The 14779-nt window shown below is 73.2% G+C and carries 12 protein-coding genes; 4 read left to right on the top strand and 8 right to left on the bottom strand.

Annotation, left to right across the window (positions count from 1 at the left end):
- Positions 1–2 precede the first annotated feature (2 nt).
- From nrfD to ABEA15_RS12030, 5 genes are all read right to left on the bottom strand, one after another.
- On the bottom strand, positions 3–1079 hold the full coding sequence (gene nrfD, locus ABEA15_RS12050) for an NrfD/PsrC family molybdoenzyme membrane anchor subunit (RefSeq protein WP_344147252.1): 1077 nt from the start codon (positions 1077–1079) through the stop codon (positions 3–5).
- Entirely contained in the window at positions 1076–1936 is an 861-nt protein-coding gene (locus ABEA15_RS12045) for a 4Fe-4S dicluster domain-containing protein (RefSeq protein ID WP_345556758.1), read from the bottom strand. Before ABEA15_RS12045 ends, nrfD begins: the two co-directional genes overlap by 4 nt.
- Before the next feature lie 87 nt (positions 1937–2023).
- On the bottom strand, positions 2024–5275 hold the full coding sequence (gene fdh, locus ABEA15_RS12040) for a formate dehydrogenase (RefSeq protein ID WP_345556694.1): 3252 nt from the start codon (positions 5273–5275) through the stop codon (positions 2024–2026).
- A gap of 244 nt (positions 5276–5519) precedes the next feature.
- Complete coding sequence (locus ABEA15_RS12035) at positions 5520–5795, bottom strand: hypothetical protein (protein WP_344147247.1); 276 nt, start codon at positions 5793–5795, stop codon at positions 5520–5522.
- 50 nt (positions 5796–5845) lie between these two features.
- Positions 5846–7528, bottom strand: a complete 1683-nt coding sequence (locus ABEA15_RS12030; RefSeq protein ID WP_345556693.1) for a sodium:solute symporter family protein — start codon at positions 7526–7528, stop codon at positions 5846–5848.
- A 616-nt stretch (positions 7529–8144) separates the two neighbouring features.
- On the opposite strand from ABEA15_RS12030, the gene ABEA15_RS12025 reads away from it, so the two are divergent.
- Positions 8145–8990, top strand: coding sequence for a DeoR/GlpR family DNA-binding transcription regulator (locus ABEA15_RS12025; RefSeq protein ID WP_345556692.1), 846 nt, complete (start codon positions 8145–8147; stop codon positions 8988–8990).
- 91 nt (positions 8991–9081) lie between these two features.
- Here ABEA15_RS12025 and ABEA15_RS12020 read toward each other — a convergent pair whose 3' ends face one another.
- A complete protein-coding gene (locus ABEA15_RS12020) occupies positions 9082–10539 on the bottom strand; it encodes a YcaO-like family protein (protein WP_345556691.1) in 1458 nt (485 codons plus the stop codon).
- A 283-nt stretch (positions 10540–10822) separates the two neighbouring features.
- Between ABEA15_RS12020 and ABEA15_RS12015 the strand changes: the two genes are divergently transcribed.
- Together ABEA15_RS12015 and ABEA15_RS12010 are read left to right on the top strand one after the other, a co-directional pair.
- Positions 10823–11845, top strand: coding sequence for a methyltransferase domain-containing protein (locus ABEA15_RS12015; protein ID WP_344147237.1), 1023 nt, complete (start codon positions 10823–10825; stop codon positions 11843–11845).
- 87 nt (positions 11846–11932) lie between these two features.
- The gene (locus tag ABEA15_RS12010; protein WP_345556690.1) at positions 11933–12064 is read left to right on the top strand and encodes a hypothetical protein; all 132 of its coding nucleotides are present in this window, start codon (positions 11933–11935) and stop codon (positions 12062–12064) included.
- Between the two features lie 98 nt (positions 12065–12162).
- Here ABEA15_RS12010 and ABEA15_RS12005 read toward each other — a convergent pair whose 3' ends face one another.
- Entirely contained in the window at positions 12163–13704 is a 1542-nt protein-coding gene (locus ABEA15_RS12005) for a sodium:solute symporter family protein (RefSeq protein WP_344147234.1), read from the bottom strand.
- 274 nt (positions 13705–13978) lie between these two features.
- Between ABEA15_RS12005 and ABEA15_RS12000 the strand changes: the two genes are divergently transcribed.
- Complete coding sequence (locus tag ABEA15_RS12000) at positions 13979–14203, top strand: hypothetical protein (RefSeq protein WP_344147231.1); 225 nt, start codon at positions 13979–13981, stop codon at positions 14201–14203.
- Between the two features lie 112 nt (positions 14204–14315).
- Here the strand turns inward: ABEA15_RS12000 and ABEA15_RS11995 are convergent, their stop codons facing one another.
- A complete protein-coding gene (locus ABEA15_RS11995) occupies positions 14316–14693 on the bottom strand; it encodes a RidA family protein (protein WP_344147443.1) in 378 nt (125 codons plus the stop codon).
- Positions 14694–14779 lie beyond the last annotated feature (86 nt).

Below are 14779 nucleotides of genomic sequence, written 5' to 3'. Positions count from 1 at the left end.
GGTCAGGCCCCGGACGGGCCCTGCGCGGCCTGCTCCCCGCCGTCGGCGCCGCCCTGCTCGGCGGCCCGCTCGCGGTCGCGGATGCGCTGCCGCTGCGGGACGACCGTGTACTTGGGGTCGGCGGCCGAAGCCTGCCCGGCCTTGAAGACGCCGAAGCGGGTGCAGGCCGAGCCCGCCACCAGGGCGGCCCCCGCCACCGCGGACACCGCCCGGCTGCGGCCGCCGAACAGCGCCCCGACGGCGCCGGCGACCGTCAGCGCCTTGGCCGCGCGCATCAGCGTCCCGCCGGGCCCCTGCTTGTAGGGCTCGGCGACCATGCCCATGCGCTTCTCCATGACCGCCAGCGCCGCGTTCTCCAGCGCCGCCCCGGCGATGCCCGCGCGCCGCGCCGGGCCCGCCTGGCCCAGCGGTGCCGCGATCATGCCCGCGCCCCCGGCTGCGGCCGCGCCCGAGCCGACGAACACGAACGGCATCTCCCGGTAGCCGTCATGCCAGGCGGGCACCGCGGTGTTGCAGATCAGCGGGGCGGTGTAGGCCGCAACGGCCGGTCCGACCACGCCGGCGCCGAGCCCGGCCAGGCGGCCCGGACCCGGCAGCAGTCCGGTGGCCTGCGAGGCCGCGGCCGCGGCCGCCAGCGGGCCGTAGCCGGCGAGGATCCACGACCCCACGCTCATCGGCGAGGTCCACTTCACCACCCGCAGCATGTTCAGAAAGCGCTCGGGGCGGCCCAGGTCGTGGATGAGCGCCGCAAGCGATCCGGACACGGCCGCCAGCGCGGTGTAGCGCAGCGGCCGCGCGAGGTCCGGCCGCCCGGTGAGGTCGGCGCCGGCCGCCAGCGCCGACGAGCCGCCGGCCAGCCCGCCCAGGAACAGGTAGCCCGCGATGTCGCGGGCCTGCCAGGTGATCTGGTTGAGCACCGGCCGGTCGTAGTAGGACCGGAACTCCGCGCCGTCGCCGCGGCCGTCGCCCGCCGGCCGCTCGCGCCGGTGCCCGTCGAGGGTGGAGACCGCCCCCGTCACCGCGTCGCGCGCGGGCCGGGCCCCGCGGATGCCCTCCTTGGTCACGTCCGATGTGCTCAACGCCGCCCTCCCAGGAACGTCGCGGTGATTCCGGCCAGTAGCGCCGCCGCCGCGACGCCCGCGTGGCGCCACATCGACGGCAGGTCGCGGGTGGTCACCACCGGGTCCGGCGGCAGCCCGTAGACCTCGGGCTCGTCCAGCAGCAGGAAGAACGCGCCGTCGCCGCCGACCCCGTCGCCGGGGTCGCGGCCGTAGAGCTGCGCGGACTCGATGCCCGCCTCGTGCAGTCCGCGCAGCCGCTCGTCGGCGCGCTCGCGCAGTTCGTCCAGGTCGCCGAACTGGATGGAGTCCGTCGGGCACGCCTTGGCGCACGCCGGCTCCATCCCGTCGCCCATCCGGTCGTAGCACAGCGTGCACTTGAACACGCGGCCGTCGTCCTTGCGCTGGTCGATGACCCCGTAGGGGCAGGCCGGCACGCAGTAGCCGCACCCGTTGCAGATGTCCTCCTGCACCACCACCGTGCCGTACTCGGTGCGGAACAGCGAGCCGGTGGGGCACACGTCCAGGCAGGCGGCGTGCGTGCAGTGCTTGCACACGTCCGAGGACATCAGCCAGCGGAACTCGCCGCGCTCGTCCTCGCCGGAGGAGGAGCCGGGCAGCTGGAAGGAGGGCATGCCCAGGTCGACCGGGTCGGGAGCCCCCTCGGGCCGGCCCACCCCCGTCTCCTGCACGCCGATGGGCTTGCGCTGCTCGATGAAGGCCACGTGGCGCCAGGTGTCGGCGCCGAGGCCGCCGCTGTTGTCGAAGGACATGCCGGTGAAGTCCAGGCCGTCCTCGGGGACCAGGTTCCACTCCTTGCACGCGACCTCGCACGCCTTGCACCCGATGCACACGCTGGTGTCGGTGAAGAAGCCCATGCGGGGGCGGGCGTCCTCGGGTCCCGGGTCCTCGGCGCTTTCGGCGGCGCCGGTGCGCACTCCGGACTGCTCGTCCAAAGCCATGCCTCATACCTCCGTTCCGGTCCGGTCGTCGACACCCGCGCGGCGCTGGTAGTCCAGGACCAGCCGGCGGCGGTCGGCGCCGCGCGGTCGCCGCCCCGGGCGGATGTCGACGGTCAGCGCCTTGACCTCCTGGATGTGCACGTTGGCGTCCAGCGCGATCGACGAGAGCTCGTTGAACGCGTCGCCGGTGGTGTAGCCGTTGGGGCCCCAGTGGTAGGGCATCCCGATCTGGTGCACGGTGCGGTCGTGCACCCGCAGCGGCACCATCCGGTCGGTGACCAGCACCCGCGCCTCGATCGCGTTGCGCGCCGAGACGACGGTGGCCCACCCGCCGTGGGTCAGGCCGCGCTCGCGGGCCAGCTCAGGCGAGACCTCGCAGAAGAACTCGGGCTGCAGCTCGGCCAGGTAGGGCGTCCACCGGCTCATGCCGCCCGCGGTGAAGTGCTCGGTGAGCCGGTACGTGGTCACCACGTAGGGATAGACCTCCGCTCCCGGTGTTCCCGGGTCGGGGTGGTAGCGGTTCTCCGGGTGCGGGTAGACCAGCCGCGCCGGGTTGCGGCTCTGCCCGTAGAGCAGGTTGGAGAACGGCGAGTCCTGGGGCTCGTAGTGGGTGGGCATCGGCCCGTCGGTGAGCCCGGCCGGAGCGTACAGCCAGCCCTTGCCGTCGCCCTGCATGATGAAGGCGTCCGTGCCGCTGAGGGCCTCCACGCCGGCGGCGCCCTCGGGCGGCGTGTAGTCGGGGCTCTTGCCGGCCTCGAAGTCGGGGATGTCGTGGCCGGTCCACCGCCGGTTCGCGCCGTCCCACCACACCAGCGCCTTGCGGTCGCTCCAGGGCGCGCCGTCGGCGTCGGCCGAGGCCCGGTTGTAGAGCACGCGCCGGTTGCTGGGCCAGGACCAGGCCCACTCCGCGGCGATCCAGTCCTGCTCGGTGTGCGGCTTGCGGCGGGCCGCCTGGTTGACGCCGTCGGCGTAGACCCCGCAGTAGATCCAGCAGCCGCAGCTGGTCGAGCCGTCGGCGCGCAGCTCCGTGTAGTCGGAGAGGTGCTCGCCGCCGGGGCCGTAGCCGTTGATCTCGGCCAGGACCGCGGCCGCGTCCGGCTCGGCGCCCTCCTCCAGCGGGTAGTCCCAGGTCAGCTCCAGGATGGGTCGGTCGCGCGGGTCGCTGGAGTCCGCCAGCTTCTCCCGGATGATGCGGCCCAGGTGGTACATGAACCACAGGTCGCTGCGGGCGTCGCCCTGGGGCAGCACCGCGCGGTCGTGCCACTGCAGGGTCCGGTTGGTGTTGGTGAAGGTGCCCGACTTCTCGGTGTGGGCGGCGGCGGGGAAGAAGAACACCTCGGTGCCGATGTCCTCGGTGCGCATCTCGCCCGACTCGATCTCCGGGCCGTCCTGCCACCAGGTGGCGCTTTCGATCAGTGAGAAGTCGCGTACCACCAGCCAGTCCAGGTTGGCCATGCCCAGCCGCTGCGCGCGGGCGTTGGCCGAGCCCACGGCCGGGTTCTCGCCCATCAGGAAGTAGCCCTTGCACACCCCCGCCATCTGCTCCATGACCGTGTCGTAGGTGCTGTGCGAGTCGCCGATGCGCGGCAGGTAGGAGAAGGCGTAGTCGTTTTCGGATGTGGCGTGCTCGCCCCACCAGGCCTTCAGCAGGCTGACGATGTAGGCGTCCATGTTCGCCCAGAAGCCGTTGACCGCGGCGTCGGCGACGCAGAAGTCCTCCAGCGTCTGGTCCTCGTGCGCGTGCGGCATCGGGATGTAGCCGGGGAGCAGGTTGAACAGGGTGGGCACGTCGCTGGAGCCCTGGATGCTGGCGTGGCCGCGCAGCGCCTGGATGCCCCCGCCCGGCCGGCCGATGTTGCCCAGCAGCAGCTGCAGCACCGAGGCCGCGCGGATGTACTGGGCGCCCACCGTGTGCTGGGTCCAGCCCACCGCGTAGCAGAAGGCGGATGTGCGGTCGCGGCCGGAGTTCTCGATCAGCAGGTCGCCCACCCGTTCGAAGATGTCGCGGGGGATGCCGCAGATCTTCTCGACCGCCTCGGGCGTGTAGCGGGAGTAGTGGCGCTTGAGGATCTGGAAGACGCACCGCGGATGCTGCAGGGTCGGGTCGGTCTCGGGCGTGCCGCCCACCGCGGCGCCGCCTGCGCCCTGCTGCTCGGGCCGGCCGGCGCTGCCGGACTCCTGCGGCTGCTGGACGCGGAACTCGTACTCCTGGTCGCGCTTGCCCGATGCGGGGGCGATGTCGGCGCCCTCGTAGTGCCAGGTGTGCACGTTGTACCGGCGCTTGTCCTCGTCGAAGCCGGAGAACAGCCCGTCCAGGTCCTCGGTGTCGCGGAAGCCCTCGTTGACGATCGTGGCGGCGTTGGTGAAGGCCAGCAGGTAGTCGCGGAAGTAGTGCTCCTCGTTGATGACCCGGTTGATGATCCCGCCGAGGAAGGCGATGTCGGTGCCGGCGCGGATAGGCACGTGCATGTCGGCCAGGGCGCTGGTGCGGCTGTAGTGCGGGTCGACGTGGATCACCGCGGCGCCGCGGGCCTTGGCCTCCATCACCCACTGGAACCCGACCGGGTGCGCCTCGGCGTAGTTGGAGCCCTCGATGACGATGCAGTCGGAGTTCTGCAGGTCCTGCATGAACGTGGTGGCACCGCCGCGCCCGAACGAGGTCCCCAGCCCCGCGACGGTCGAGCTGTGGCAGACGCGCGCCTGGTTCTCGATCTGCACCACGCCCAGCGCTGTCAGCAGCTTCTTGATGAGGTAGTTCTCCTCGTTGTCCAGCGTGGCGCCGCCGAGGCTGGCGAGCCCCAGGGTGCGCGCGGTCGTGACGCCGTCCTGCTCGTCCTGCCAGCCCTCGCGCCGCGCCTCGATCACCCGGTCGGCGACCATGTGCATGGCGTCCCACAGGCCGATCTCCTGCCAGTCGGCGCCGTGCGGCGGCCGGTACAGCACCGTGTGCCGGCGCGAGGACCCGGTGGTGAGCTGGAGGCTCGCCGAGCCCTTGGGGCAGAGCCGGCCCCTGCTGATCGGCGAGTCGGGGTCGCCCTCGATCTGGACGACCTGCTCGTCGCGGACATAGACGTTCTGCGCGCAGCCCACCGCGCAGTAGGGGCAGACCGACTTCACCACCCGGTCGGCCTCGGCCGTGCGCGCTCGCAGCGCGCCGGTGGCCGCCGACTTGGCCGCGGCGCCGCGGCCGGACGGGTCGGCTCCGGTGAGCTGCCGGTAGACCGGCCATGACTCGATCAGCGTGCGAACGCCCATCGCCTCTCCTCCGCCTGGTGCACTGGTCGGGCCGACGGGCACGCGGATGCCACCGCTGTGCTCGTGGGGCGCACGGCCGCTACCCGGCGGGTGTGACGCCAAACACCCCGCGCGGGCGCCTGAGCGGGCAAGGGGCGGGGCCGGGCGGTCGGTGCCGGCGCCGCGCGGCCGCACGAGAACGGCCGCCCGCCGTCCGGTCCCCCGCAGGGGACCGGACGGCGGGCGGCCGCGGTGGTACGCGGGCTCAGCTCTGGCCCTCGGACTCCTCGCCGGAGCCTTCGGACGCCTTCAGCGGGCTCAACAGGACCCAGCCGCCCATCAGGCCGCTGAACACCAGCATGCCCAGGCCTGACCACAGGTTGAGGTTGGCGCCGTCGCGGTGGGCCTCGTCGGGGGGCAGCACGAAGCCCATCACGACCAGGACCGCGCCGTAGATGACGAACAGCAGCGCGATGACCGTCCGGACGTCGAAGGCCTTGACGGATCGTCGCTGACCCGAACCGGAGTCGTCAGCACTCATCGGATTGCCTCCTCGGCAGCGTTTCTAGCGGTTGTCCGCCCGGCGTCGGCTCAGGCGAAGATGAAGTTCAGGGCGATGGTGATCACCAGGACGATGGCCGCCAGCACGGCCGGCCGGCGGTACCACCCGGCGTCCTCGCCGGTGTGGGAGGGGCGGCGCGATTCGCGGGGGGTGAGCGCGTGGACCAGTCCGACGAGCTCGGAGTCGGGCTTGGGCCGGGTGAACAGGCTGACCACGACGCTGACGATGATGTCGACCACGAACGCCGCGCCGGCACCGACGAAGCTCGCACCCTGCGCGGACAGCCCGAGCACGCCCGTCTCACCGAGGATGAACACGGCCACGGCCGCCGCGGTACCGCTGACCAGACCGCTCCAGCCCGCGTGCGGCGTCATCCGCTTCCAGTACATGCCCAGGATGAACGTCGCGAACAGTGGCGCGTTGAAGAACGAGAACAGCTGCTGCAGGTAGTCCATCAGGTTGGAGTAGCTCGAGGCGATGTAGGCGGTGCCCACGGCGCCGACGGTGGCGCCCATGGTCACCCAGCGGCCGATGTTCAGGTAGTAGTGGTCCGGCCGGTCCCGGACGATGTAGGACTGCCAGATGTCGTAGGTGAAGACCGTGTTGAAGGAGCTCAGGTTGGCGGCCATGCCCGCCATGAACGAGGCGAGCAGCCCGGCCAGCGCGATGCCCAGCAGCCCGTTGGGCAGCAGGTCGCGCATCAGCAGCAGGATGGCGTCGTTGTAGGTCACATTGGTCTGCTCGCCGGCCTTGAGCGCTACCATCTCGGAGGCGGCGACGCCCGCGATCATGCCGGGGATGACCACCAGGAACGGGATGAACAGCTTGGGGAACGCGCCGATGATGGGCGTGCGCATCGCCGCCGACATGCTCTTGGAGGCCATGGCGCGCTGGACCTCGACGAAGTTGGTGGTCCAGTAGCCGAAGGCCAGGACGAAGCCCAGGCCCAGCACGATGCCGAAGACGCTGAGGATGTCGTTCTCGAAGCCGGTGAGCGCGTTGCCCGGCCACGCCGAGGCCTGCTCGGTACCCAGGTCGGTCTGGCCGAGCTGGTCGACGAGGCCGGACCAGCCGCCGACGCGGTTCAGTCCCGCCAGGGTCAGCGGCAGCAGCGCGGCCACGATGACGAAGAACTGCAGCACCTCGTTGTAGATGGCCGCGGAGAGCCCGCCGAGCGTGATGTAGCTGAGCACGATGACCGCGGCCAGGATCAGCGACAGCCACAGCGGCCAGCCCAGCAGCGCGTCGACGATGGTGGCCAGCAAGAACAGGTTGATGCCGGCGATCAGGATCTGGGCGAGCGCGAAGCTGATGCTGTTGACCAGGTGCGCCGCCTTGCCGAAGCGGCGGTTCATGAACTCGGGGACGCTGCGGACCTTGGAGCCGTAGTAGAACGGCATCATGACCAGGCCCAGGAACAGCATCGCCGGAATGGCGCCGACCCAGAAGTAGTGCATGGTCGCCATGCCGTAGCGGGCGCCGTTGGCCGACATGCCGATGATCTCGATGGCGCCGAGGTTGGCCGCGATGAAGGCCAGACCCGTCACCCAGGCCGGCAGCGACCGCCCGGACAGGAAGAAGTCAAGGCTGGTCGAGACCGAGCGTTTCGCCAGGAAGCCGATGCCCAGCACGAACGCGAAGTACAGCGCGAGCAGGGTGTAGTCGACTGCGTTGGCGTCCAGCCGCAGTGGCTCTTGTGCTAGGGCGATCACTTCGGCCAGTCCTCTCTGAACACGATGGTCCTCGTTCCGTTGGGGGTTGGTCCGCGAGCCCGCCGGCCCGCGACCGGGAAGGGCGCCGGGCTGTGCGGACGGCCCGGCGCCGCCACCCGTGGTCGCGGGCCGGCGCAACCTGCGCGGTATCGGGGGAACTGCCCGCGGTCCACGTGCGGCCGGAAGCGGTGCCGGGCGCGGCGATGCGGCCGGCACCGTGTCGCGGTCGCAGTGGGGCGGGAGCGGCGGACGGCGCGCCTGCTACCCCGATCCCTGTTCAGTTGTCATGCGGTTACCGCCTCAATTTCTCACGAAATCGAACATTAACCCACATTCGATGCGACCATCGTGCACGGGTCCGGGTGTGTCAAGACTGGCACGGCCCTCGTTCGGGCACCGGATCTGACACGCCAGCTCCACTGCAGGCGGCGGCCCTGAGTCGTCTCGGCGCCACCCCGGGCCGTCGCGTGGTCTGCCGGATCTTGACATGAATGTGTGTAATGTCGTTATCATCCCAACACTTTCCAACACCGTCGCGCGGCGGGTCGGACCTGGTGCGGGGCCCGTCCGGGCTCCGCCGGCGTGCCGCGGCGACCGGGCGACGACGGGGGACGCGATGCTGGCCGCTCAGCGACAGGCACTGATCCTCGAACAGGTACGGCGCTCCGGCGGCGTCCGGGTCACCGAGCTCGTCGAGAGCCTCGACGTCTCCGACATGACGGTGCGGCGCGACCTCGACGCGCTGGAGGCGCGGGGCCTGCTGCGCAAGGTCCACGGCGGTGCGCTGGCCCCGCACAGGCACAGCACCGAGGAACCCGGCTTCGAGGCCAACGCGACCTGCCAGGAGGCCGAGAAGCGGGCCATCGCCGCGGCCGCCGCCCGGCTGGTCGAACCCGGCAGCGCCATCGGCGTCTCCGCGGGCACCACCACCTGCGCCCTCGCCCACCACCTGCGCGAGATCCCCGGACTGACCGTGGTCACCAACTGCCTGCGCGTCGCCGACGTCTTCTACCGCTCGCCCCGCTCCGACCAGACCGTCGTACTCGTCGGCGGACTGCGCACGCCCTCCGACGCGCTCGTGGGCCCGCTCGCGGTCGCGGCCGTGCGCAGCCTGCACCTGGACACCCTGCTGCTGGGCGTGCACGGCATCGACCCGCAGGCCGGTCTGACCACGCCCAACCTGATGGAGGGCGAGACCGACCAGGCCCTGGTCGAGGCCGCGCGCAAGCTGATCGTCGTGGCCGACCACACCAAGTGGGAGACCGTGGGCCTGTGCACCATCGCGCCGCTGGAGCGCTGCGACGTGCTGGTCACCGACGCCGGCCTGCATGCGGAGGCGCGCAGACAGGTCTCCGAGCGTGTGGGCGGGCTGATCGTCGCCGAGGAGGTCGAGGAGGCGCGGCCCGAACCGCCGGAGGCGGGCGCCGGAGGCCGGGTCCCCCCGTCCCGCAGGGGAGGCTGAGTCCTGCCGGGTGCGGGCGGGGCGGCTGTGCGGCGCCCCCGTGCTCGCCGGAGGCGGCGGGTCCCGGGGCCCCGGGACCGCGCGGAACCGCTCAGTCGGCCGCTGATCGGGGGGTCCGCGCGCGCCGGCGGTGGGCGCGCCCGCGTGCGCCCGGAAGCGCCACGTGGCCGTTGGTGACCTGGTGGAAGCGCTCCAGACCCGGGCACTGCACCTGCACCAGCGTGGTGCCCAGCTCCAGGCGGCGCAGCACGTGGTAGCCGACCCGGTGGCCCGCTGCCGCCATCCGCGCCACCGCTTCCGCGCGCTGCGCGGCCACTCCCGTGCCCGCCGGCACGGTCTCCTCGGGCGTAGCGACCGGCGGGCACTCGGTGATGCGCTCGGCGAAGTCAAGCTGCGCACAGGCGAGCAGCCTGGGGTGGCCGCTCAGCCGGCGGCTCACCGCCGCCGCGGTGTCGTGCTCGGCCACCACCTCGTCGAAGGTGGGGTACTCGCCGTCGCCGGCACCGTCGCCGGCGGCTCTGCTCCCGGGGGAGTCGCCTTCGCGGGCCGTGTGCTCGTCCACCACCCGCGCCAGCAGCTCACCCTGGACGAACTCGGTCAGCGCCCGCTCGCAGGCGATCCGTCCCGACAGCGAGGCCCCCATGGCGTAGTAGCGCGCGGAGGCACCGGCCGGCTCGGGCGCATAGGCCATGACCACGGGAACACCCAGGTCGGTGGTGAGGTCCAGCAGTGCGACCTCGGAGCCCACCAGGTCGCGGGCGCGCCTCAGCAGGTCCGCGAGCGGGGCGGGCAGTGTGGCCGGGTCGATGCGCCCGGGCATCGGCCCGCGGTCGTAGACCGAGCACAGCAGGAACAGGGAGAAGGCGTCGCGCTCGGCCCATTCGTTGAGCGCATGCAGCAGCGCCTCGTCGCGGGTGGCACCGATGGCGCAGCCGGTGTTGACCGTGTAGGCGACCAGCGGCCGATACTCGGCGGTGTCGCCGAGCGCGGCGCGCCGCCGCGCCATCCCGCCGGTCGGCACCGGGTACCAGGGCGCCCACAGGCACAACGGGGCGGCGAACGGCGCGCCGCCGTCCAGCGGCTCGTAGTCCAGGCAGGCGAGCCGCGCTTCGGGCTGCTCGGCCAGACCGCCGAGCGCGCGGTCCGCGCGGAACGGCCCTTCGGCCAGCTCGGCGGCAGGCCGGCACCGCACGGCCAGGCCGTCCAGCGCCACGGGCCCGCTCAGCGCGTGCTCCAGCGCCTCGAAGCGGGCGCCCGTCCGCGCCGGTTCCAGCGGGCCCTTGCCCGAACCCAGTCCATAGGGCACCTCGGTGCCGTCGGCGTAGCGGAGCTCGCACTGCACGGCGGTGGGCTGGGCGGGGTCCAGCACGCGGTGGCGCGCCCGCCAGCCCAGACCCGCGATGTCGCCGAGCACCAGCCGCTCGGCCTCGGCCACGGGCAACTCGCGTTCGCCGGCACCCGACCAGGGCGGCCCGGAGGCCCCGGCGGGCCCGTCCGCCCGGCGCGCGGCCGGGCGGACGGGCGCGGCGATCCAGTCGGACCGCGGCAACGGCCTACTGCTCCGCGGCCTCGTCGAGCTCCTGCACGGCGTCGTCGATCTCGTCGGCGTGGTCGAGCGTGACGTTCCATTCGTAAGCGACACAAGCCATTGTCAGCTCCACAGGGTGTTCGGCTCATGAGGTCTTTCGCGCCCCATGTGTCAACCTTTTGTAGCGGAGGGGGGCCAACCTGTCACCCCCTTGGCCGGAACCGGCGCCTGCGTTCACATCGCGGGCACGGCTTCGACCGGGGCGCCGAGCCGCCGGGTCGCGCGGCCGTGGCAGACTCCCCGCATGTCCGCCACCGACGCCGACCCGGCCCGCCGGGTCGACGACCTGCTCCGCGGCGCGTGGGTGCTCGCCGCGCTGGCGCGCGCAGCCGACACCGGCGACCCGCTCGAACCCGAACTGGGAGAGGCCCTGGGCGCCGCCGGATGCGCCGAGCGCTCCGCAGGCCGCTGGCGGCTGCTGCCGGAGTACCGCTCGCTGGTCGATGCCTCGCGGCCCGCCGGGCGCGCCGCCTTGCCCGACCGCATCGGCCGCATGCTGCACTGGGCCGGCGACGCCGCCGAGGGCCTGCCCGCCGATGCCCGCGAGCACAGCGACGCGGAACTGCGCGACGAGGGCGACGAGTCCGGCCGCCGGTTCACGGCCCTGCTGGACACGCTCGCCGAAGCCGACGGCGCCCTGCGGGACCTGCTGGGCTCGCCCGGGCTGCGCTTTCTGGACGTCGGTACCGGGACCGGTGCCGTCGCCGCGGCCGTGGTCGGGCGCGTGCCGAGCGCCGTCGCTGTCGGCGTGGACCGCGACGCGCGCGTCCTCGGCCTGGCTGCCGAGCGCGTCGAGCGCGGCGGACTCGGCGACCGTGTCCGGCTGCGCCGCCAGGACGCGTCCGAGATCGCCGACTCCGGCGCCTTCGACCTGGCGTGGCTGCCGCTCTCGGTGCTCGCGCCCGGGGCCGCGCGCGCGGCCCTGCCCCGGGTGCGCGCTGCGCTGCGCCCCGGCGGCGTCCTCATCGCAGCCACGGCGCTGAAGGAGGAGTCCCGCGAGGGGCCGGGGACCGGGCACGACGGCGCCGACCGCGACCGGCTCGCCCAGGCCCTGACACGCTGGCGCATGGCCCGCGCCGGCATCGCCGCATGGCCCCCCGGCGAGGCGGCCGACCACCTGCGCGAGGCCGGCTTCACCGCGGTGCGCCGCCCCGGCGCGCACGGCCACCCGGTGGCCGCCCTCCTCGCCTGCGCACCGGAGACCCGGTCGGCCCGACCGCACGACGGGCCGGGGACAGGCGCGGAGAACGGGGCAGGTGACAGGTGAACCGTGACGACTGCGGCCGGTTCCGCGGAACGGGGTGAAGGGCGAGGATCGGCGCCGGGGGCCGCGGAAACGCGCTGGTTCCCCCGCATGAGTGCGACCCTTGGACTCCACGCCGCGCCCGTGCCCGGCGATCCTCTGGGCGACCGCATCACCGCGGCGGTCGTGACCGCGGTGCTCCTCGCGCTGCCGGTGTGGCCGGAGTCCTCGAACGGGGCGTGAAGCCGGGAGCCGGGTTAGCGGCGGTAGCGGACCGGCCGGTCGGCGCCGCGGCGTCCCGCGTGCTGCGGGCGCCGGACGCCGACCGGCGGGCCCTCGCCTCAGGGGCGCGGCTCGGGCGGTTCGGTGCCGGTGCCGCCCGTCCGCTCGGGGGCGTCTTCGGAGCCCTCGGCGCCGCGCAGGTGCGTGCCCACGTCCAGCGCGGCCCGCTCCTCGGCCAGCAGCCGCAGCGCCTCCTCGCGGGTGACGTGGGACCTCGGCGTGACGAGGCTGACCGCCACGCCGGCCACCAGGGCCGCCGCGATCGACGGGATGACCGGGTTGCCCCAGAACTCCGACCACGCCGGAATGTTCTGCACGGCGAGCGCCACCGCCGAACCGCCGACCATCGCGGCCAGCCCGCCCTGCCAGGTGGCCCGCGGCCAGAACTTGCCCAGCAGCGACGCGACGAGCAGGCCGGTCAGCACCGTGGAGATCATCAGCGTGATGTAGTCGATGATCGTGTCGGCGATCAGCGCGCCCGCCAGCGCGAGGACGAGCACGCCCACCAGCGCGATCCGCGAGTAGCGCACCATGTGCTCGGCGCGCGGCAGCCGCCCGGTGACCAGCTGCACCACGTCGCGCAGGAGGATGGTCACACCCGCGACGGCGTCGGAGTCGCCGGAGGACATCGTCGCCGACAGCCCCGCGATCAGCAGGAAGGCGCCCAGCCACACGGGGAAGACGGTGGTCGCCAGCATCGGGAAGGCGGCATCCGGGTTCGCCAGACCGGGGTCGATCGCGCGGGCGGCGAGCCCGGCCACGGCCGGGAGCACCGCGAAGGCGGCGAACAGCAGCGCCACCCAGCTGAAGCTGCGCCGCACGGTGCCGACGTCGGCCGCGGAGTAGATGCGCTGGCGATAGGACGGAGTGGCCAGCACGCCGACGGCGATGACCAGCGCCAGCGAGAGAGCGGGAAGCGCGCCCAGGGCCTCGATCCCCAGCATGGAGGTCGCCTCCTCGGGAGCGCCCTCCTGGATGCCGCTGAAGCCGCCGGTGTAGACCAGGGAGACGACGGCGAGCACGGTGAAGCCGACGAAGAGGATCGTGCCCTGGAGCGCGTCGGTGACCACCACGGCGAGGTAACCGCCGACAACCGTGTAGAGGCCGAAGCCGAGCGCGACGACGACCTTGGCGAGGGCGGGATCCATGCCGGTGAGGAAGGACAGGTACAGGGCTCCGCCCATGATGTGCGCGCCCAGCCAGCCCACCGAGGCGAGGAGGAGGACGATCGACACCACGGCCTTGATCAGCCGGTTGGCGCCGAAGTAGTAGCTCATCTCCTCGGCGAAGGTCATGAACCCGTGGCGGCGGACGTCGGAGAACAGCCAGACCAGCGCGAGGACTCCGGCAGCGCCGCCGATGCCGTAGAGGGCGCCGGCCCAGCCGTTCTCATAGGCGAAGCCCACCGCGCCCAGGCTGGATCCGGTCCCGACCAGGGTGGCCAGCGTGGTCCCCATGAGCAGGGGGGTGCCGAGCTTGCGCCCGGCCAGCAGGAAGTCCTCGCCGCTGCGGTTGCGGCGGGACACCCACACGCCGATGCCGAGCATGACGATCAGGGTGCCGACGAATGCGATCAGATAGACGGGGCTGTTGTCGTTCATTGTTGCCTCCGTTGCCGGAAGCCCGGCCGCGACGGCCGGGGACAGGGGATGGGGAGGGTGCCGCGCGGGGCGGCGGGTTGCGGTCCGGGACCGGGGCGCAGGGCCCGCGGTACGGCGGCCCGCACAGTGGGTGGGTAGTGGGTGGTGAGTGGTGGACGGCCGGTGGCCGGTGGCCGCCGGACCGGGGAACCGGACCGGCGGTGCGTGCGTCCGTTATCCGAGGCCCCGTGCCGCGCACCGCGGCGCGGCGGGGCCGCAGAGGAGCTGAGCGCCCATGGACGCCGGACGGCTGTTCGTCATCGTGCTGATGCTGGTGTTCGCCGGCGTCTTCGCCGCGGTCGTGGTCAAGCCCGAGCTGGTGCCGCGCCGGACGAACCTGCACGGCAAGCCCCGCCTGCGCGCGGCCGTGCTGGCGGGCGACCGCATCACCGCCGCGCTCCTGCTGGCGATGATCCTCTTCGCGCTGTTCTCGCCGAGCACGTGGAACCCGGACGCCTAGCCCGCGGCCGGCCCGCGCCTTCCCGTACGCGACGGCCGGGAAGGCCCGAGGGCCCGCGGGGCCGCGCAGCGCCCGCGGTCCGGCGGCGGGGCACCGGCGGACGACCCCGCGGCTAGGCCGGCCGGTAGAGCACCGCGTCGACCTCGATGGCGAAGCCGGGCAGGTCGGCCTGCAGCGTGGTACGGGCCGGCGGCTCGCCGCCGAAGTACTCCGCGAACAGCTCGTTCATCGCGGCGAAGTCCTCCAGGTCGCGGAGGTAGACGCCCACGCGGACCGCGTCCGCGAGGCTCGCGCCCGCCGCCTCGGCCACCGCCGCGAGATTGTCGAACGTCGCCCGGGCCTGGTCGACGAAGGGCCCCTCGACGAGCGAGCGGTCGAGGCGGTGCGGGGTCGCCCCGGAGAGGTAGACGAAGTCGCCGGCCACCACGGCCGGGGAGTAGGGGCCGCCGGGAGGGGCGGCCTTGGGTGCCTGGATCGTGCGCTTGGCCATGATGGGACGGACCTTTCCGGTGGTGTGCATCGTGTCGTGCGTTGTGCCGTGTGTTGGGTGCCGTGTTGTGCCCCGAGCGCCGTGCG

The sequence above is a fragment of the Streptomonospora halophila genome (assembly GCF_039542725.1).
GTDB classification, from domain to species: Bacteria; Actinomycetota; Actinomycetes; order Streptosporangiales; family Streptosporangiaceae; genus Streptomonospora; species Streptomonospora halophila.
Note: the sequence above shows the minus strand (reverse complement) of the source record. Positions and strands in the feature narration are given on the sequence as shown.

Bases quoted from the DNA above. Each gene is read 5' to 3' on its own strand.
- ABEA15_RS12045 (WP_345556758.1), bottom strand. From the start codon at position 1,936: ATGGGCTTCTTCACCGACACCAGCGTGTGCATCGGGTGCAAGGCGTGC.
- fdh (WP_345556694.1), bottom strand. From the start codon at position 5,275: ATGGGCGTTCGCACGCTGATCGAGTCATGGCCGGTCTACCGGCAGCTC.
- ABEA15_RS12035 (WP_344147247.1), bottom strand. From the start codon at position 5,795: ATGAGTGCTGACGACTCCGGTTCGGGTCAGCGACGATCCGTCAAGGCC.
- ABEA15_RS12025 (WP_345556692.1), top strand. From the start codon at position 8,145: ATGCTGGCCGCTCAGCGACAGGCACTGATCCTCGAACAGGTACGGCGC.
- ABEA15_RS12015 (WP_344147237.1), top strand. From the start codon at position 10,823: ATGTCCGCCACCGACGCCGACCCGGCCCGCCGGGTCGACGACCTGCTC.
- ABEA15_RS12010 (WP_345556690.1), top strand. From the start codon at position 11,933: ATGAGTGCGACCCTTGGACTCCACGCCGCGCCCGTGCCCGGCGATCCT.
- ABEA15_RS12005 (WP_344147234.1), bottom strand. From the start codon at position 13,704: ATGAACGACAACAGCCCCGTCTATCTGATCGCATTCGTCGGCACCCTG.
- ABEA15_RS12000 (WP_344147231.1), top strand. From the start codon at position 13,979: ATGGACGCCGGACGGCTGTTCGTCATCGTGCTGATGCTGGTGTTCGCC.
- ABEA15_RS11995 (WP_344147443.1), bottom strand. From the start codon at position 14,693: ATGGCCAAGCGCACGATCCAGGCACCCAAGGCCGCCCCTCCCGGCGGC.